This is a genomic window from Methylobacterium sp. J-088 (genome assembly GCF_022829295.1).
Lineage (GTDB): Bacteria > Pseudomonadota > Alphaproteobacteria > Rhizobiales > Beijerinckiaceae > Methylobacterium.
Genome location: NZ_JAKSYH010000171.1, coordinates 1 through 17,787, shown reverse-complemented (window position 1 = coordinate 17,787; position 17,787 = coordinate 1). Strand labels below are relative to the sequence as shown.

Here is a 17,787-nt window from a genome sequence, read left to right as displayed (position 1 = left end):
CAAATCTTCGGGCCGGCCGCGGGGCGGTCGACGCTTGAGGTCTCAGTGCAGCGAGTCGCGATCCTTGATCCGAGACGCCTTGGTCACGACCGCCTTCTTCGGACCGGTCCGGACCGGATGCTTGGGCTTGGCTGCCGGGCTGGCTTTCTTCGGCCCCTGCGGGCGGAACGGGCCGCGCGCGGGCGGCGTCGCATCTTCCTCGGCGGGCTCGCCGTCCTCGGCCTCGTCGGCCTCGTCGTCGGCGGGCGGACCACCGCGGCGGAGCGATTCGCGGATGAGCTCGTCGGTCAGGACGAGATGGGCTTCGGCGAGGTCCTTCAGCGGCAGGTCGATCCGGCTCGGCAGGCCTTCCTTCACATCGGGCAGATCGATCGGGACGGTGAGCCCCACCGGATCCGGCGCGCAAAGGATGCCGCGAAAGCGTTTGCGGCCGTCGAGCGGCGGGCTCAGCTCGACCTTGGCCTCGTACCCCACCCAGCGGGCGAAATCCGAGACCCGCACCAGCGGTCGGTCGATCCCCGGCGAGGACACTTCCAGATTGTAGGCGCCGCCCACCGGATCGTCGACATCGAGGAGCGGCGAGATCGTGCGGCTCACCGCCTCGCAGTCGGTGATGGTGAAGCTGCCATCCGGCCGCTCCGCCATGATCTGTACGGTACAGCCGTTGATGTTGTTGACCTTCACCCGGACCAGCCGGAAGCCGAGGCCCTGGAGGGGCCCCTCGATCGCCTGCGCAACGCGCGCGGCGACCCCCGTCTCTCGGACGAGACGCTTCTCGGACAGATCCGCTTCGATCTCGGACGACATGTGTGGTGGTGAACACCCTTCGCGGCGTTCTGCGTGGCTCGCCCGCGCTGTGCGGCGAAAAAGACGTGCGGCGAAAAAAAAGAGCGGACCCGGTGGGGCCCACTCCCGAACCGCAGCCTCTCGACTGCCATCAGAACTGTTGACGGCTAGATAGCCGCGGATCGACAGGAGCGCAAGGGTGCCGGAATGCCGGCCGGCCCTCTTCTCGCAGCGCGATGGGACTGATGTCTGATGCCTACGCTCAGACGAGGGCGCTCAGAGTCCGAGTTCGCTATGCGACCCGATACGGACGAGATGCAGCTTGGGTCGCTCAGCCGCCGGGTCCGATGGCTCACCAGATTTTCGATAGATCAGGACCAGATCCGGCTTGATGTGGCAGTCGCGGTGATACTTCCATGTGCCACCGAGCGGGTGATCGACCATGTGCGGTGGAAGCGGGTGATCATCGGCGAGCAGATTGACCGCTGCGAGCAAGTCGGCCCGCACCGTTGCACGATGCCGCCCCTTCTGCTCGCGCTTCATGTCCTTCTTGAACTGCCCGGTGATAACGACATCACGTTTGCTGCGCGTGGCAGAGTCCGGCGCGGCCGGGTCGTCAGTCGGCGTCAAGGGCCGCGAGGAGGTTCGACGGATTGCCGACATGGATCACGTCGCCGGCGAGATCGGCCCGCAGGGCCGCGCTCGTCTCCTCATTGGGGACGAGCGGATCGAAGGGCAGGCGCCTGTCGGCTACCACGCGATGGAGCATCAGGCGGAAGGCCTCGGACAGGGAGAGACCGACCGCGCCGAGGACGGCCTCGGCCTCCAGCTTCACCTGCGCATCGACCTGCACCCGGACGGCTCTGGTCCGTGGCGCCGGCTTCGTCTTGGCCTTTGTTTGAGCGGACGCCATCGGCCTCCTCCTGCGCCCGAATTGTACCACGGCAGACCGAGCCGACAATGACGACGCCGGAAGGATCTTGGCTGATTGCGATCAGCCGCTCCGCGGCACCCGCCCCTCGAGCGGATAGGCCGGATCGTTGTAGCCCGGCGTCGTCGGGTGCCCCGCCGCCACGAACCCGTCCACCAGCGCCTCGTCCTCGGGGGTGAAGGCGTAGTCGAGGGCGCCGAGGTACTCCTGCCACTGTGCCTCCGTCCGCGGCCCCGCGATGACGCCGGTGATGAGGCAGTTGTTCAGCACCCACGCGGTGGCGAACTGGCCGGCCGTGATGCCGCGGACCTCGGCGTGCTCCTTGAGCGTCCGGGCGATGCGCAGGGATTCCGGCCGCCACTCGGTCTGCATCATCCGCGTGTCCTGCCGGCCGGCGCGGGATTCGGCCGGCGGCGGCGCGTCGGGATCGTACTTGCCGGTAAGCACGCCGCGGGCGAGCGGCGAGTACGGCACGACGCCGAGCCCGAAATGCGCGCAGGCCGGCAGGTGCTCTGTCTCGGGCATGCGGTTGAAGGCGTTGTAGTAGGGCTGGCTCACCACCGGCCGGTCGATGCCGAGTTCGTCGCAGAGTCGGCAGATCTCGGCGACCCGCCAGGACCGGTGATTCGACACGCCGAAATGCCGGATCTTGCCGGCCCGCACCAAGTCGGCCATCGCGCGCACGGTCTCGGCCAGCGGCGTGTCGTGGTCCTCCCTGTGGAGGTAGTAGATGTCGATGACATCGGTCCCGAGCCGGCGCAGGCTGTCCTCGGCGGCCTTCATCACGTGGACGCGCGACAGGCCGCGATCGTTGACCCCCGGCCCGGTCGGATTGGCGACCTTGGTGGCCAGGATCCAGGCGTTGCGCTCAGGCCCGATGGCCCGTCCGGTGATCTCCTCCGAACGGCCCTCCGTGTAGACGTTGGCCGTATCGATAAAGTTGACCCCCGCCTCCCGGGCGCTGGCGACGATGCGGCCGGCGGTGGCCTCGTCGGTGGGGCCGCCGAACATCATCGTGCCGAGGCAGATCGGCGAGACCTTGAGGCCGGAGCGGCCGAGATTGCGGTACTGCATGGGATCCATCCGGTGTCCGTCGCCCCGCTATCTCGCCGCAGCGCGGCCGAGGTCAACCACACAGGTCAACCCGGCCTGTAACCGTAGCGGCCCCGCGGCGAACCGACCCGTGACGGCACCCACGCCCCAAGGCAGCCGTTCCCGGGGGCCTGTTCGCGCTCCATCCACCGATCAAAGCCCCGTTCGCCAGCCATGACCGACCGCCTCGCCGGCTCCCTCGGCATCCCCCTCCCCTGGCTCGACCGGGCCGGACGCCTCTCATGGCTGAAGCTTGCGGTGTTCGCGGGCTGCATCGCGCCGGCCCTGTACCTCGCCGCCGCCTACCGGCTTGACGCGCTCGGCGCCAAGCCGATCACCGCTCTGATCCACGCCACCGGCGAATGGGCGGTGCGCTTCCTGCTGTTTTCCCTGGCGATCTCGCCCCTGCGCCGCATCGCCGAATGGCCGAAGGTGCTGGTGGTCCGGCGCATGCTCGGCATCACCGTGATGGCCTACGCGGTGGCCCACCTCACCCTCTACGCCGTCGATCAGAACCTGATTCTCACCAAGATCGTCTCCGAGATCGCGCTCCGGCTCTATCTGACCATCGGCTTCGTGGCGCTGATCGGCCTGATCGCCCTGGGGCTGACCTCGACCGATGCGGCGATCCGCAACCTCGGCTCGAACTGGAACCGGCTGCACCGGCTCGTCTACACGATCGCGGTGCTGGCGCTCGTCCACTACTTCCTGCAATCGAAGATCGACGTCAGCGACCCGGTCTTCTCGGCCGGGCTGTTCCTGCTGCTGATGGGCTGGCGGGTGATGCGGCGGTTCAAATGGCCGGAGCGGCCCTGGTCGCTTCTGCTGCTCGCGGTCGTTGCCGGGCTCGCCACCGCGGCCCTGGAGGCGGCGTGGTATGGGCTTGCCAGCGGCGTCCCGGCCAGCCTCGTGCTCGCCGCCAATCTGGATTTTTCAGGCCCGATCCGACCCGCCTGGTGGGTACTGGCGGTCGGCCTGGTCCTGCCGGCGACGGCCCTCGTGCGCGGCAAGACGGCACGGACGGTGGGGCAGTCTTCAGGCGGACGGCCGGCCTCCCCGGCGCGGCGGCCCACCCCCAAGGAAGCGGTGCCGGAACCCTTGTCGCCGCAGGCCTGATGCCGCAGAACCCGCGACCGGCCCCCTCCATCGACGGTCCGGGCCGCAGCGGAGCTTGTCAGGACGCCATGCGCGGCACTCTTCTCCTTATCGCGAGCCTGCTCGTACCCGGTGCCGCTCAGGCGGCCCCGAATGCGGCGCCACCGGCCCCCGCCGCGAAGCCCGCCAAGGCCGCACCCCCGGCTGCGGCTCCGGCGGTCGCAACCTGCACCCCGCCCGAGCCGCCGCCCGCCTCCGCGCGCCCAGCGAAACCCGCGCTGCCGGATAAGCCGGCCTGCCTCGACGCCAAGGAAGGCTGCCCGGGCTGGGAGGCCTACAGCTACAACGACGCGATCAAGGCCTATAATCTGCAGGCGCAGGCCTTCCGGCCCATCGCCGACGCCTACCTGCAGAAGCTCAACGCCTACGTGAAGGCGAGCGGCGAGTACGCGCAGTGCGAAGTGAACGCGATGCAGAAGTAGCCGGCTGAACGGCGGCCAACAGGCGCTCTGGCGGCGGTTCAGGCCGCTAGGCGCAACCTCCTGTGAATGGCCGCGATCCCCGCGCGCCCGATCACGCCGAGGCCACCCGTGCCCGCCCGTCGTCTCCCCATCCGTACCGGTTTTCTAGCCCTGCTCCTCGCCGCCGGCCCGGCGTTGGCTGCCGATTTCGATGGTCCCTATCCACCGGAGCACCGCTGGGGCGGCCCGGTTCAGGAGGACGGGCCCGAGCATCGGCCCCCGCCGCCGCCCCCGCGTCCCGAGCCGGAGTTCCGCGGGTCGCGCTTCACCGCGGCGCCCCCCGAGGCATGCCGGGAATTCGTCCGGCGCCGGTTCGATCCGGACGGCGCGCCGGTCGTGCGCCGGGTGCGGGTCTGTGACGAGCCGAGCTTCGAGCGCGGCCCGCCCCCGCCGCCTCCGCTCCCGGAGGACGTCCCGCCCCGGCGCTGGGGCAGGCCGCACTGGGGCGGGCCGGGATGGGACGGTCCGCGCCGCTGGTAGAGCGCGCCGACCCGTTCAGATGCGGGCGGGCGCCTTCTTGAGGGCGGCCGCGAAGGCCTTGAGCTGGCGGTTCAGGTCCGTCAGCTCGTTCAGCGCGATGGTCTTGTGACCGTCGCGGACCGCGCGCTCGATATCCTCGACCTGCGTGGCGACGAGGCGGCGGATGGCGTCGGCAACATGGTGGCGGTTCATCGTTTCGAGCGTCTCGTGCGAGCGTCCTGACGGGCCTCAACGGACGGCCGGGATACGGCCGTCGACACGGCTCGGTGATAGGTCGGTAGGCTTAACCGTTGGTGTCCGAACCGCGCCCATCCACACCCGATCCAAGGACTTTGGACCTACGGGCGGCCGCGCATCTCGGCACGCCGCATCGGCATCGCGTCGACGGTTGAAAACAGCCGCTTGGGCGGGATCGGCGCGGCCGCGGTCAGCTTGGCGCCACCGTCCTTGCCAACCAGGACGGCCCGGAAGCTATCGTCCGGCAGCCCGAGCGCGGCCCGCAGGGTGCGCGCCTCGGCACCGGAGCCCACCGCCTCCAGCACGACGAGATCGCGCTCGGCGATGCCCTCGCGGACCGGCCCTAGGGCGGCACGCTGGGCCGTGAGTTGCGCGTCGGCGGCATCGGGCGCCGACAGGACCAGCACGCGGTAACGGTCCCGATAGGTGTCGAGGGGCGCCGCGGAGGCCGCCATCGTCAAAGCCGCGAGTCCGAGGCCGAGTGCCGTCCTGCGCATATCGTGCCTTCGAATCATGAGCCGGTACAACGCGCGATCCGGCCCGGAGATCGCCCGACGCCTTTGCGGATGACGGCGGACGCCCCAGATCGGGGCAGGCCGCCAGTCTCCGGGAGTCTTCTCATGACCGCCATGAACCGCCGCATCGTCCTGGCCTCGCGCCCCCACGGCGAGCCGCGCCCCGAGAATTTTCGTCTGGAGGAGGTGCCGGTGCCGCAGCCCGGCCCCGGCCAGATCCTGCTGCGCACGCGCTGGCTGTCGTTGGATCCCTACATGCGCGGCCGGATGAGCGATGCGAAATCCTACGCGGCGCCCGTAGAGATCGGCGCGCCGATCACCGCCGAGACTGTGGGCGAGGTGGTCGTCTCGAACCATCCGGACTTCGCCGAGGGCGATCTGCTCACCGCCTTCGCGGGCTGGCAGGAGTACTTCGTCACGGACGGCAAGGGCTCGCGCAGGGTCGACCCCGCCGCGGCGCCGCCCTCGACGGCTCTGGGCGTGCTCGGGATGCCGGGCATGACCGCCTATACCGGCCTCCTCAATATCGGCCGTCCCAAGGCCGGCGAGACCGTGGTGGTGGCCGCCGCCGCGGGTCCGGTGGGCTCGCTGGTCGGTCAGATCGCCAAGCTGAAGGGCGCCCGGGCCGTCGGGATCGCGGGCGGGCCGGACAAGTGCCGCTATCTCACCGAGGAACTCGGCTTCGACGCCGCCGTGGACCATCGCGGCGACGACCTGCCGGGGGCGCTGGCCGCTGCCTGCCCCAGGGGCATCGACGTCTATTTCGAGAATGTCGGCGGCGCGGTCTTCGCGGCCGTGATGCCGCTGCTCAATCCCTTCGCGCGGATCCCGGTCTGCGGCCTCGTCTCGGCCTACAACGCCACCGAGGTCCCGCCCGGGCCCGACCGTCTGCCGGGCCTGATGCGCGCGGTGCTGACCAACCGCCTCCACATCCAGGGCTTCATCGTCTGGGACTTCGCCGATCAGGCCGAGACCTTCCGCCAGGAGGTCGGCGGCTGGATCCGGGAGGGCCGCGTCCATTATCGCGAAGATGTGGTCGAGGGTCTGGAGAAGGCGCCCGCGGCCTTCATCGGCCTGTTGAAAGGCCGCAATTTCGGCAAGCTGGTCGTGCGCGTCTCCTGACGCCGGCTTGCCGCCATTTCAGAACAGATATAGAACATGTAGATCCGACGACACTGCGGAAAGCGGGCACAAGCTCGAACCGCTGGTTGCCGCTCCGGAGGCCCGGGCGCATGGTTCGCGCGCCGCCGGGCAGGTGCCCTGTGAGATCCGTACGGTAAGGAGAGAAGCATGGCGGGCAGCGTCAACAAGGTGATTCTGGTGGGCAATCTGGGGCGCGACCCCGAGATGCGCCGCCTCGGCTCGGGCGATCCGGTGTGCAACCTGCGGATCGCCACCTCGGAGTCCTGGAAGGACAAGGCGAGCGGCGAGCGCAAGGAGAAGACCGAGTGGCACTCGGTCGTGATCTACAACGACAACCTCGCACGGGTCGCCGAGCAGTACCTGCGCAAGGGCTCGAAGGTCTACATCGAGGGTCAGCTCCAGACCCGGAAGTGGACCGACAATTCCGGCGTCGAGAAGTACACGACCGAGGTGGTGCTTCAGCGCTTCCGCGGTGAGATGACGATTCTCGATGGGCGTGGCGGCGGCGGCGGTGAATTCGCCGGCGAGGACGAGGGTGGCGGACAGATCAGTCGTGGCGGCGACCGCGGCGGCGACCGGGGTGGGGACCGCGGCGGCGATTTCGGCGGCGGTGGCGGCCGGGCTCAGGGCGGCGAGCGCCGTCCGGCACCCGCTTCTTCGGGCAGCGGTGGCGGCGGCGGCCGCGGCGGCTACGACCTCGACGACGACATCCCGTTCTAGGCTTCGTCGCGGCTCAGCACCCCAGACATCGGAGACCTACGACAGGGCCAGGACTCGATCCTGGCCCTGCGCGCTACTTCTCGCGAAAGGCGCGACGGGCCTGATCGACCAGGGGCTTCGTCAGGTAGGACAGGACGGTCCGGTCGGCCGTGCGGATGAACGCCTCCACGGGCATGCCGGGCATCAGCTTGGCCCCGTCGAGCTTGGCAAGCTCGTCCTTCGTCACGCCGAGCCGGACGAGGTAGTAGAAGCTGCCGGTCCGCTTGTCCTCGCTGACGTCGGCGGCGATCCGGGTGACCCGGCCGTTGAGTTCCGGCGTGGTCCGCTGGTCGAAGCTCGGGAAGCGCAGGCCCGCGCCTTGGCCCGTCTGGAGCCGGTCGATGTCCTGGGGCGCGACGCGAACCTCGGCCACGAGCGAATCCGCATTCGGCACGATCAGCAGGATCGACTCGCCCGGGGCGATCACGCCGCCGCGGGTGTGGACCGCGAGTTCGTGCACGTAGCCGGTCTGCGGCGCGCGGATCTCGATGCGCTGGAGCTGATCGAAGGCGGTGATCTTCTGCTCCATCAGGGTCGCGGTCTTGGCGCGGTTCTCGGCCAGCTCCTTGCCGACCTCGCTGCGCAAGTTCTGTTCGAGCTGGATGATCTGCAATTCGGTCTCGGAGACCTTGCCCCGTGTCTGGGCGATGCTGGCTACGAGGACGCCGCGCTCGCCCTTGAGCCGGGACATGTCGCGCTGGAGGCTGGTGAGCCGCGTCAGCTGGATCAGGTTCTTCTTCCAGAGCTCCTCGACCCCGGCGTATTCCCGGCCGATAATCGCGGTCTCCTGCTCCTTCGCGGCGGCCTGCTCGACCAAGCCCTTAATTTCTTTGTTGAGCTGCCCGATCCTCTCGCGCAGCTGCGCCTTCTGGCCCTGAAGCGCCTCGCGGCGGAAGCGGAACAGCTTGCGCTCCCCGTCGATGATCCGCCCGACCTCGGGCCCCGCCGCGTTGAGCTCGGCCGGGATCGCGAGATCCGGTCGACCGTCGCGCTCGGCCTCCAGGCGGGCGTTGCGCGCGGCGATCTCCCACAGGCTCTTGGTGACGCTGTCGTAGGTGGCGCGCGTCGCCGTCGCATCGAGGCGCACCAGCAGGTCGCCTGCCCGGACGCGGTCGCCCTCCTGAACCGGCAATTCGGCCACGACGCCGCCGGTGGGATGCTGAACCTTCTTGATGTTGCTCTCGACCACGAGCGAGCCGGTGGCGATGATGGCGCCGGACAGGTCCGTGGCCGCGGTCCAGGCGCCCACGCCGGTGGCTACGGCGATCACGGCGGCCACCCCGGCGATGTGGCGGCGCAGGGAGCGGCGCGTCCCGTCGGTCGGGTCGGCATCCCGGGCGGGGGGATCGTGGTCCTTGGTCATGCGACCCTCGTGGGTGTCTGCCGGGTCAGGGCGCCGAGCTTCGCCAGGACCTCGTCGCGCGGCCCGTGCAGCTGCACGCGCCCATCGCCGAGCACCAGGATCCGGTCGACCGCGGCCAGGGCGCTGGGCCGGTGGGCGATCACCACCACGATGCCGCCGCGGGCGCGCACACCCTGGACGGCCGCCGACAGGGCCCGGTCGCCATCGACGTCGAGGTTGGAGTTCGGCTCGTCGAGGACGATCAAAAAAGGATCGCCGAAGAGAGCCCGCGCGAGGGCGATCCGCTGACGCTGCCCACCCGAGAGTCCGAGCCCGCCCACGCCGCCGACCCGGGCGTCGTATCCGCCCGGTAGCCGGAGCACGACCTCGTGGACGCCCGCAGCCTTGGCGGCGGCCAGCAGGGCCTCGGGATCGGGCGCCGGATCGAACCGGGTGATGTTCTCGGCGATCGTCCCGTCGAACATCTCGGTATCCTGCGGCAGGTAGCCTATCGCGCGGCCGAGATCGTCGGGATCCCACTGGTCTAGGGCCGCCCCGTCGAGGCGGATCACGCCGCGGCTCGGCCGCGCCAGCCCGACCAGGGCGCGGGCGAAGGTCGATTTGCCGGAGCCGCTGGCGCCGATCACGCCGAGCGCGCTGCCGGGCGCGAGGGCGACGTTCACGTCGTGCAGAACGAGCGTGTCGGTGCCCGGTACGGCGATCGACAGGGCGGTCACGCGCAGGCTCTCGCGCGGGGCCGGCAGGGGCGTCGGGGCGGTCGGCTCGCGCAGGGGCAGGAAGGCGACGAGCCGGCCCCACGCTTGCCGGGCGGCCGTGAACGATTTCCAGTTGGCGATCGCGAGGTCGACCGGCGCCAGCGCCCGGGCCGACAGGATCGTGGCGGCGAGCATCACCCCGGCGGTCGCCTCCTCACGCACGACCAGCAGCGCCCCGAGGCCGAGGATGCCGGATTGCAGCAGCGTGCGCAGCAGGCGTGCCGTCGTGCCGAAGCCGATGGCGAGGTCGTTCCCCCGGGTCGCCACGTCGAGGTTCCGGCGCGTCCGGACCTGCCAGATCGACGCGATGCGGGAGCGCATCCCGAGGGCCGAGAGCAGCGGCGCGGTCCGGTGCGCCATGTCGGTGAAGGACCGGCGCTCGCCCGCCACGCGGACGGCCTCCTGGGTGACGGCGGCCGAGGCCCAGTCGGTCAAGACCGTCAGGACGCAGAGGAACAGGGCGCCCCCGGCGATTGCCGCCCCGAGCCAGGGATGGAACAGGAAGCAGACCGCGACGTAGAGCGGCACCCAGGGCAGGTCGAAGAAGGCGCTCACCGCCATGCTCGACACGAAGCCGCGCACGGTATCGAGGTCGCGCAGGGCCTGGGGTCCCTCGTCGCTGCGCGGCATCTCGGAGCCGCGGGCCAGCAGCGTGCGGAAGATCCGGTGGCCGAGGCGCTCGTCGATGAGGCGTCCGAACCGCGACAGGATCCGCGCGCGGAAGATCTCGAAGACGCTCTGGATCACCAGCAGCATCAGCGTGATGCCGGCGAGGCCGACCAGCGTGGCGATGCTCCGGCTCGGCAACACCCGGTCGTAGACCTGCAGCATGAAGATCGGCGCGGTCAGCATCAGCAGGTTGATCAGGCCGCTGACCACCATCACGGTGATCAGGCAGGCGCGCCCGGCTTGGAGGGCGGCCCAGAACTCGCGACGCCTCGCAACACGCAACACGCGCTCGTCGGTCACAGGTACTTCCCCGGTTGCTCGGTGTGGCGCGGCGACGGCGATAACGGCCCCCGCCGCGACTGCGGCGGGGGCTCTCGGCCTCAGAGGCCGAGCAGGTGCAGACCGCTGGTGGTGGTGTGCGGGGTCGGGTCGGTGTGCTGGACATCGGCGTGGCCGCCGAGATCGAGCGTGACGATCCCGAGATCGATGCTGGCGCCATGGGACGCCCCGGCATCGGCCGAGCCCGCATGCGTGGCCGAGACAACGCTGGCGAGCTGGCCGACCAGGGCATCCGCGCCGCCGCCGCTGGTCTGCGGCAGCTGGATGCTGTCACCGCTCAGCAGGTTCGCCGTCGCCAGGCTCGGTTGATCGGCACCCACCGCGACCGCGCTCACCTGAACGGTGTGAGCCGGATCGGCGGAGGGCGTGAGGATCGCGGCGTCCGCCACCGGTGCTGTGGTCGCCGGCCCTGCGGACACGTCGACCAGCGGGTGCGTCCCGGCGCCGCCGTCGCCGATCGTGCCGCCGGTGAGGGTGCCGAGCAGGGTGCCGGCCGCATTTCCGGTGGTCCCGGACCCGACCGAGCCCAAAGCCGTCGTCACCGGGGTCAGGACGCCGTCGAGAACCGCGCCCGATCCCGCGCCACCGCCTGCGGGGATGAGACCCGTCACCGAGCCCAGGACCCCGCCGGCCGCATCCGCGATATGACCGACGTCGCTCACGATCTGCCCCGCTGCCGGCACGCTGCTTCCGGCCAGCACGGACCCGGGCAGGTTGACCACGTCGGTGACGAGGTTGCTCGTCTCGCCGAGCTCGCCAAGGCCCGCCGTGTTGCCGAGGTTGATGACGGCATGGAGCGGGTCGTTCAGCACCGGCACGTCGTGGCCGACCTGCTCCAAGCCGGCATGGACCGTATCGATCAGCGTGTTGGTGACAGCGCCCACCGGCTGAAGGGGGGCGCCGACTCCCAGCAGCGCACCGGTTCCGTTCTGCGCCCCGCCGGTCACGCCGCCGAGGAGGCCGGCGAGCGGATCCGCGGCGTGATCGGCGAACAGGCCATCCACCGTGGCGGTCACCGGGGTGAGGAGGCTGCCGACGGCCGGGATGCCGGTCCCACCGCTGCCGAGGCCGCCGACGATGCCGGTCACCCCGTCGAGAAGGCCGCCCGCGGACTGCGTCACCGCGCCGAGATCGCCGAGGATCGGGGACACCGCGCCGAGCCCGTGGCCACCCAGCACGTCGCCAGGCAGACCAACCACGTCGGTGACGAGGTTTCCGCTCGTGCCGAGATAGCCGAGGCCGACCGTCTCGCCGAGGTTGGTCAGGCCGTGGATGGCATCGTTGAGCAGGGGAATCTCATGGCCGAGATTCTCAAGGGTCATGTGAAGGTCGAGGACGCCCGTGTTCGCGAGGTTCGTGACCGGGGCGAGGAGCCCATCCGACGCCAGCAGATTGCCGCCACTGACGGCGCCGGTGACGGAGCCGAGCACCGTGTCGGTTGCGCCCAGCACATGGCCGAGGTCGGACAGGACAGGGCTCGCCGAGGCGAGGCCGCCGCCGTTCAGGATCGACCCGGCGACCGGGAGGGTGTCGGTCAGGAGATTGCCTGGCTCGCCAAGATGGCCGAGGCCGACCGTCTCACCGAGGCCTGTGACTCCGTGGATCGGCCCATTCAGCTGTGGGATCGCGTGGCCGACATCTTCGAGCGTCGTGTGGAGATCGAGCACCGTCTGGTTGAGGATGTCGGTCGCCGGCGTGAGGACGCTGCCGGAGCCGACGAGACCGTTGCCGGCGCTCGGCACCGCCGCCACCAAGTCCACCAGCGCATTGGCTGCATCGGTGACATGGCTGGCATCGGCCAGGAGCGGCGCGGCCGTATCGAGACCGGCCGGATTCGCAACGGCGCCCGACAGATCGGTGATCAGGTTGCCGGCCTCGCCGATATGACCCAGGCCGATCGTCTCGCCGAGATTGGTGAGGCCGTGCAGCGGTCCGTTCAGCGGCGCGACGTTGTGGCCGACCGTCTCGAGCTGAGCATGCGTATCGAGGACGATGGTATTGGCGGCCTCGGCCAGCGTGTCGGGAAGAAGCGAGCCGCCCTCGCTTCCCGTGCCGGCGCTGAGCGCCCCCTCGATCTGCGAGGCGATCGGGCCGAGGCTCGCAAGCTGGCCGGTCGAGAGCGCGGTGGACGAGAGCAACGCGCCTGGGCCGACGAGCCATTCGAGCGAGCGCGTGGTCGGGCTGAGGATTGCGAGTGGGGATGACGACATGAGCACCTCCGATTTTCGCCAATAACCGGATATGCAATCTTCGGTTGCTTTTACCTTCCAAAAGTGGTTAATTTCGTGTATTGGAAATTACTTATAGCTGTATTGAATACCGATTTGCTGGGTTGGCCGCGTGCGCACATGACCGAACCGGTATACGCCCAGTCGACAGCGCGCGATCCGCGCGGATGACGCCGCTTGGCGCCATCGGCTCGGATCTTACTTCACGCAAGCACAGGTTTGCCTGGCGTAGTCCGCCCGATCGCGGGCGCATCGGCCAGGCTTCAGCCCACCGAGAGTCCGGCGCGGCTCCGGGCTGTCCGGCCTGCGCACCACCCAGTGCTCAGAGCATCGGCATGCCGCCGGTCACCGGCACCAAGGCGCCTGACATGTAGCTGCCCTCTCGGGAGGCAAGCAGCACGTAGGCCGGGGCCAGCTCGGCGGGTTGGCCTGCGCGGCCGAGCGGCGTCTGCGCGCCGAGCTGCGCGATCTGCTCGGGATCCTTCACGATCGGCTGGATCGGCGTCCAGACCGGCCCGGGCGCGACGCAGTTGACCCGAATGCCCTGCGGCGCGAGCAGGTTCGACAGGCCGATCGTCAGGCTCGCGATCGCGCCCTTGGTGGCCGCGTAGATCAGCATGCTGGGATCGGCGACCTTGGCCTGCACGCTCGTGCTGTTCACGATGGCGGCGCCGGGCTTCATGTGGGGCACCGCCGCCTGGGTCAGGTAGTACATCGCGAACACGTTGGCCCGGAATGAGCCTTCGATGTCGGGGGCTTTCAGATCGTCGAGGTCCGCATTCACCACCTGGGCGGCGGCATTGTTCACCAGGATGTCGAGGCGGCCGAACGCCTCCACGGTGCGCGCCACGAGGCTTCGGCAATGAGCCTCGTCACGGATGTCGCCGGGTAGCAGCAGGCAGCGGCGGCCGGCCCTCTCGACCCAGGCCTTCGTGTCCTCGGCGTCGTCCTGCTCGACATCAAGATAGGAGATCGCGACGTCCGCGCCCTCGCGGGCATACGCGATGGCGACGGCCCGGCCGATGCCGGAATCGCCGCCGGTGATCAGCGCGGCCTGACCGACGAGCAGGCCTTTGCCGACGTAGCTCTCCTCGCCATGGTCGGGGCGCGGCGTCATCTTCGTGGTCAGCCCCGGACGGGTCTGTTGCTGGTCGCCGGGATAGGGCGGACGTGGGCCAGCCTCGCGGGGATCTTGGGTCATCGGTACGGTTCCTGGGCGGATAGGTCCCGCCGGATTTAGGGCCGCGGCCGATCGAACCGCCTGCGCCCGGCCGTCACAGCCGCGCGCAGGTCATTTGCCGGCTTAGAACGCCCGGCTGCGGTTCGCGTGCGGCTTGCCGTAGCGATTGCGGAGAAACGAAACGACTCGGGGAAGGAGGAAGGCGATCAGGATCTTGCGCATCGGGTCACCTCACGTCACGGGCTCGTGAGCGGGCAATGCCCCGGAAGAAGCGCGGTTCCGCCCGGTGCCGGGGATCAGAGGTCCAGCGTCAATGTGACCGGCGCGTGGTCGGAGGGTCGCTCCCAGCCCCTTGCGTCGCGCAGCACCTCGACCTTGCGGACCGTACCGGCGAGATCGGGGGAGACCCAGAGGTGATCAAGGCGCCGACCCTTGTTGGCGGCCGCCCAATCGGGGGAGCGGTAGCTCCACCACGTGTAGATCTTCTCGGGCTCCGGAGTGAGGTGGCGCGCCGTGTCGATCCAGCCGGCCTCGCCACGCAGGATCTCCAACGCCTCGGTCTCCACGGGCGTGTGGCTCACCACGTCGAGAAGTTGCTTATGCGACCAGACATCGTGCTCCAGCGGCGCGACGTTGAGGTCGCCCATCAGGATCACCGGCCCTGAGACGCGCTTACCGCCCCAGGCGCGCAACTCGGCGAGGAAGTCGAGCTTGTGGGCGAATTTCGGATTGAGGTCGCGGTCCGGCGTGTCGCCGCCGGCTGGAACGTAGAAATCGTGCAGCACGATGCCCGCGGCGGCGCCTGCCTCCGGTCCCAGCACCGCCGAGATGTGGCGGGCATCCTGACGCTCGCAGAAGCCCATCACGGCGCGGGTGTGCAGGGGAAAGCGCGAGAGGATCGCGACGCCGTTATAGCCCTTCTGGCCGGCGAACATCACGTGCTCGTAGCCGGAGCCGCGCAGGGCCTTCAGCGGGAAGGCATCGTCCGGACACTTCGTCTCCTGAAGGCAGAGCACGTCCGGCCTATGCTCGGCCAGGAAGCGCAGCACGAGATCGATGCGCAAGCGCACCGAATTGATGTTCCAGGTGGTGACGGTGAGTTGCACGGGCAGGGTCTGGGTTCGGACGGGGCTATGCTCCGATAGCGGATTTCGCGGTCCGCGACAGTCCGCTCGCAGTCGATGAGGCAAAAGGCCGTGCGTGTCCGGCAGGCACGCGCTATGCCCGGGCGCTGCCCTGTCCCCGCGTCGAAGCCCAGCCATGGCCCATGCCCGCTCGTTCCTGTTCGCCGTCTACTGGGCGGCCTGGACGACTCTGTTCCTCGTCCCCCTGGTGATCTTCCTCCTGTCCGGCTCGCCACAGCGGCCGATCCGCCGGGCGACGCGGCTTTGGGCGCGCGGGATCCTGGCTGGACTGCGGGGTATCGTCGGCCTGCGCTACGTCGAGGAGGGCCGCCAGCACCTGCCGGCCGAGCCCTGCCTGATCGTAGCCAACCACCAATCGACCTGGGAGACGCTGGCCTTCCTGGTTCTGGTGCCGGATGTGGCGATCGTCGCCAAGCGGGAGCTGCTGTCGATCCCGGTGGTCGGCTGGTTCCTGCGGCGCTCGCCGATGATCATCATCGACCGCGGCAATGGCACCCAGGCCCTGCGCACCATGATCGACGAGGGGCGTGCCGCCGTGGCGGCCGGCCGGTCGGTTCTGATCTTCCCGGAGGGCACCCGCGGCGGCATTGCCGCGCCACTGCGCTTCAAGCGCGGGGTCGAACTGCTCTACGGGCGGCTCGGCCTACCGGTGGTGCCGGTGGCGGTGAATTCCGGGCTGTTCTGGCCGGGGGGGATGGCCACCCGGGCCGGGACCGTCGTGGTCAGCTACCTCGCCGCCGTCGCCCCGGGCCTGCCGGCCGCCGAGTTCCTGCGCTGTACCGAGGCGGCGATCGACCGGGAGCTCGACCGCTGGCGCAGCGCCGGCCTCGACGCGACGGCGGCGTGAGGGCGCCGCCTACTGCTGCGACTGCTGGATCTGCTGCTGCATCGCCTTGTCCTCGGCGCGCCCGTAATTGATGAAGAACAGGCTGCCGTCGACGCTCTTACCCCTCTGGAGGTTCGAGAGCGTCACCGTGGTGATGTAGCCCTGCGGATCGGTGATCCGCCATTGGCTCAGCGTCTTGAGATCGGCATCGAAGAACAGCTGAATCTTCGAGGTCCCGCCCAGCGTCGCACGGTCCTCCAGGCTGATGCGTACGCCGGAGGGATCGTTGGCCACGTCGGTCACCGTGAGGTCGCGGGCGAGGTCGATCTTCTCGCGCAGCAGGAATTTCAGCGGCGTCTGAGCGATGAAGTAGAGATCCTGGGTGTTGAGCTTGCGGTCGCGCACCGCCACCGAGGTTCCGTCGGCCACCACCTCCAGCGGCGAGGGCTGGTCGTAGTCGAAGCGCAGGCGGCCGGGCTTGGCCAGGGTCAGCTTGCCGCCGATCCGGCGCCCGTCGGCGCCGATCTGCATGAAGTTACCCGTCAGCGTGTTGATCCCGTTGAAGTAGGCGTTGGCCTGGGCGAGCAGGGTGGCGGCATCCGCCGGCTCGCCAGGGGCCACCGCCGCAGGCGCGCCGACCGCCGCGACCTTGGACTCGGGCGCCTTGTGGTCGGCCTTCTCGGCGGCCTTCGCGGATTTGGCGCCCGCCTTCGCGTCCTTGGCGGCGTCCTTCTTGGGCACGGCCTTCTTGGCGGGCGCGGGAGCCGGGGCGGCCTCCGGCTGCTGGGTCGGCTCCTCCTTGTGGCCGAACAGGCTGTCGATGAAGGCGCCAACCTGCGCCTCGGCCGGGTTGGCGGTCGCGAGCCACAGCCCGGCGGCGAACACGGAGCCGGCTGTGCGGATGCGGCGGCCGATCATCGGCAGAGTCTCCTGGCGGGCCCGCGGGCGGGCCTCAGCGGCAAACGAGGGCGGAACCCGAGGCTTAGAGCCCTGCCCTGTGGCGAAGATGCGACGTCCGGGCCGCCTCACGAGCAGGCGGCCCGGACAGGGTCTCACTCGTCGTCGTACATCCCGGCCGAGCTGTGCGACGCCCCCGTGACCAGGATCTCGCGCTTGCCGGCATGGTTGGCCGGGCCGACGATGCCCTCGATCTCCATCCGCTCCATAATCGAGGCGGCGCGGTTGTAGCCGATCTGCAGGCGGCGCTGGATGTAGCTGGTCGAGGCCTTCTCGTCGCGCAGCACCACCTCGATGGCCTGCTTGTAGAGGTCGTCCGAGTCGCCGCCCGTGGCTGCCGCGAAGGCGCCGATGTCGAACACCGGGGCCTCCTCGGCCGGCTCCTCCGAGCGGTCCGCCCGGTCGGCGGCGGCGCTCTTAGAGCCCCGGCCGGACCGGCCGCCCTCCTTGGCGGGCTCCTCGGGCCCATCGTCCGCCGTGACGGCGTCGAGATAGCTCGGGCGGCCCTGGCGCTTGAGATGCGCCACGACGGTCGCGACCCCGCTGCCCGAGCAGAACGGCCCGTGCACCCGGGTCGTGCGCCCGCCGCCGGCCCTGAACAGCATGTCGCCCTGACCTAGCAACTGCTCGGCGCCCATCTCGCCCAGGCTCGTGCGCGAGTCGATCTTGCTGGTCACCTGGATGCTGGTCAGGGTCCGGTATTCCGCTTTGATAGTCGCGGTGATCATGTCCACCGACGGGCGCTGCGTCGCCATGATCAGGTGGA

19 protein-coding genes are annotated in these 17,787 nt (G+C 69.9%); 6 read left to right on the top strand and 13 right to left on the bottom strand.

Annotated features, from left to right (window positions below; translation table 11 throughout):
* Nucleotides 1-42: 42 nt before the first annotated feature.
* From rimP to MKK63_RS18925, 4 genes are all read right to left on the bottom strand, one after another.
* The gene (gene rimP / locus MKK63_RS18940; RefSeq protein ID WP_244004495.1) at nt 43-807 is read right to left on the bottom strand and encodes a ribosome maturation factor RimP; all 765 of its coding nucleotides are present in this window, start codon (nt 805-807) and stop codon (nt 43-45) included.
* Nucleotides 808-1,062: 255 nt separating this feature from the next.
* On the bottom strand, nt 1,063-1,416 hold the full coding sequence (locus tag MKK63_RS18935; protein WP_276081858.1) for a type II toxin-antitoxin system YafQ family toxin: 354 nt from the start codon (nt 1,414-1,416) through the stop codon (nt 1,063-1,065).
* Nucleotides 1,403-1,699: a type II toxin-antitoxin system RelB/DinJ family antitoxin gene (locus tag MKK63_RS18930; protein ID WP_244004493.1), complete on the bottom strand. Its 297-nt coding sequence runs from the start codon at nt 1,697-1,699 to the stop codon at nt 1,403-1,405. The genes MKK63_RS18935 and MKK63_RS18930 overlap by 14 nt, the downstream gene beginning before the upstream one ends.
* Nucleotides 1,700-1,780: 81 nt before the next feature.
* On the bottom strand, nt 1,781-2,791 hold the full coding sequence (locus tag MKK63_RS18925; protein ID WP_244004491.1) for an aldo/keto reductase: 1,011 nt from the start codon (nt 2,789-2,791) through the stop codon (nt 1,781-1,783).
* A gap of 192 nt (nt 2,792-2,983) precedes the next feature.
* On the opposite strand from MKK63_RS18925, the gene MKK63_RS18920 reads away from it, so the two are divergent.
* From MKK63_RS18920 to MKK63_RS18910, 3 genes are all read left to right on the top strand, one after another.
* Nucleotides 2,984-3,925 (top strand): sulfite oxidase heme-binding subunit YedZ, encoded by a 942-nt coding sequence (locus MKK63_RS18920; RefSeq protein WP_244004489.1) that lies wholly within the window; start codon nt 2,984-2,986, stop codon nt 3,923-3,925.
* 68 nt (nt 3,926-3,993) lie between these two features.
* Nucleotides 3,994-4,386, top strand: coding sequence for a hypothetical protein (locus MKK63_RS18915; RefSeq protein WP_244004487.1), 393 nt, complete (start codon nt 3,994-3,996; stop codon nt 4,384-4,386).
* A gap of 108 nt (nt 4,387-4,494) precedes the next feature.
* Nucleotides 4,495-4,905 (top strand): hypothetical protein, encoded by a 411-nt coding sequence (locus MKK63_RS18910; RefSeq protein ID WP_244004485.1) that lies wholly within the window; start codon nt 4,495-4,497, stop codon nt 4,903-4,905.
* 15 nt (nt 4,906-4,920) lie between these two features.
* On the opposite strand, the gene MKK63_RS18905 is transcribed toward MKK63_RS18910, so the two are convergent.
* Both MKK63_RS18905 and MKK63_RS18900 read right to left on the bottom strand, forming a co-directional pair.
* On the bottom strand, nt 4,921-5,097 hold the full coding sequence (locus MKK63_RS18905; RefSeq protein WP_243921585.1) for a hypothetical protein: 177 nt from the start codon (nt 5,095-5,097) through the stop codon (nt 4,921-4,923).
* 146 nt (nt 5,098-5,243) lie between these two features.
* Nucleotides 5,244-5,639 carry a DUF4174 domain-containing protein gene (locus MKK63_RS18900; RefSeq protein ID WP_244004483.1) on the bottom strand — a complete coding sequence of 132 codons (396 nt, stop codon included), beginning with the start codon at nt 5,637-5,639 and terminating at the stop codon, nt 5,244-5,246.
* Between the two features lie 123 nt (nt 5,640-5,762).
* On the opposite strand from MKK63_RS18900, the gene MKK63_RS18895 reads away from it, so the two are divergent.
* Nucleotides 5,763-6,779, top strand: coding sequence for an NADP-dependent oxidoreductase (locus MKK63_RS18895; RefSeq protein ID WP_244004481.1), 1,017 nt, complete (start codon nt 5,763-5,765; stop codon nt 6,777-6,779).
* A gap of 168 nt (nt 6,780-6,947) precedes the next feature.
* Entirely contained in the window at nt 6,948-7,520 is a 573-nt protein-coding gene (gene ssb / locus MKK63_RS18890; RefSeq protein WP_244004479.1) for a single-stranded DNA-binding protein, read from the top strand.
* 73 nt (nt 7,521-7,593) lie between these two features.
* Here the strand turns inward: ssb and MKK63_RS18885 are convergent, their stop codons facing one another.
* The 5 genes from MKK63_RS18885 to xth all read right to left on the bottom strand — a co-directional run bounded on the left by MKK63_RS18885 (nt 7,594) and on the right by xth (nt 15,199).
* Nucleotides 7,594-8,922, bottom strand: coding sequence for an HlyD family type I secretion periplasmic adaptor subunit (locus tag MKK63_RS18885; protein WP_244004477.1), 1,329 nt, complete (start codon nt 8,920-8,922; stop codon nt 7,594-7,596).
* Nucleotides 8,919-10,646, bottom strand: coding sequence for a type I secretion system permease/ATPase (locus tag MKK63_RS18880; protein ID WP_244004475.1), 1,728 nt, complete (start codon nt 10,644-10,646; stop codon nt 8,919-8,921). The genes MKK63_RS18885 and MKK63_RS18880 overlap by 4 nt, the downstream gene beginning before the upstream one ends.
* An 80-nt stretch (nt 10,647-10,726) precedes the next feature.
* Nucleotides 10,727-12,895, bottom strand: coding sequence for a hypothetical protein (locus MKK63_RS18875; RefSeq protein ID WP_244004473.1), 2,169 nt, complete (start codon nt 12,893-12,895; stop codon nt 10,727-10,729).
* A gap of 340 nt (nt 12,896-13,235) precedes the next feature.
* Nucleotides 13,236-14,114, bottom strand: a complete 879-nt coding sequence (locus MKK63_RS18870) for an SDR family oxidoreductase (RefSeq protein WP_244004471.1) — start codon at nt 14,112-14,114, stop codon at nt 13,236-13,238.
* 275 nt (nt 14,115-14,389) lie between these two features.
* Nucleotides 14,390-15,199: an exodeoxyribonuclease III gene (xth, locus tag MKK63_RS18865; protein ID WP_244004469.1), complete on the bottom strand. Its 810-nt coding sequence runs from the start codon at nt 15,197-15,199 to the stop codon at nt 14,390-14,392.
* A 154-nt stretch (nt 15,200-15,353) separates the two neighbouring features.
* Here xth and MKK63_RS18860 point away from each other — a divergent pair, with 154 nt between their 5' ends.
* The gene (locus tag MKK63_RS18860) at nt 15,354-16,085 is read left to right on the top strand and encodes a lysophospholipid acyltransferase family protein (protein WP_243921567.1); all 732 of its coding nucleotides are present in this window, start codon (nt 15,354-15,356) and stop codon (nt 16,083-16,085) included.
* Nucleotides 16,086-16,094: 9 nt separating this feature from the next.
* Here MKK63_RS18860 and MKK63_RS18855 read toward each other — a convergent pair whose 3' ends face one another.
* Nucleotides 16,095-16,982 carry a LolA family protein gene (locus MKK63_RS18855; protein ID WP_244004467.1) on the bottom strand — a complete coding sequence of 296 codons (888 nt, stop codon included), beginning with the start codon at nt 16,980-16,982 and terminating at the stop codon, nt 16,095-16,097.
* A 134-nt stretch (nt 16,983-17,116) separates the two neighbouring features.
* A partial coding sequence (locus MKK63_RS18850; RefSeq protein WP_279574750.1) for a DNA translocase FtsK occupies nt 17,117-17,787 on the bottom strand: 671 nt, incomplete at its 5' end.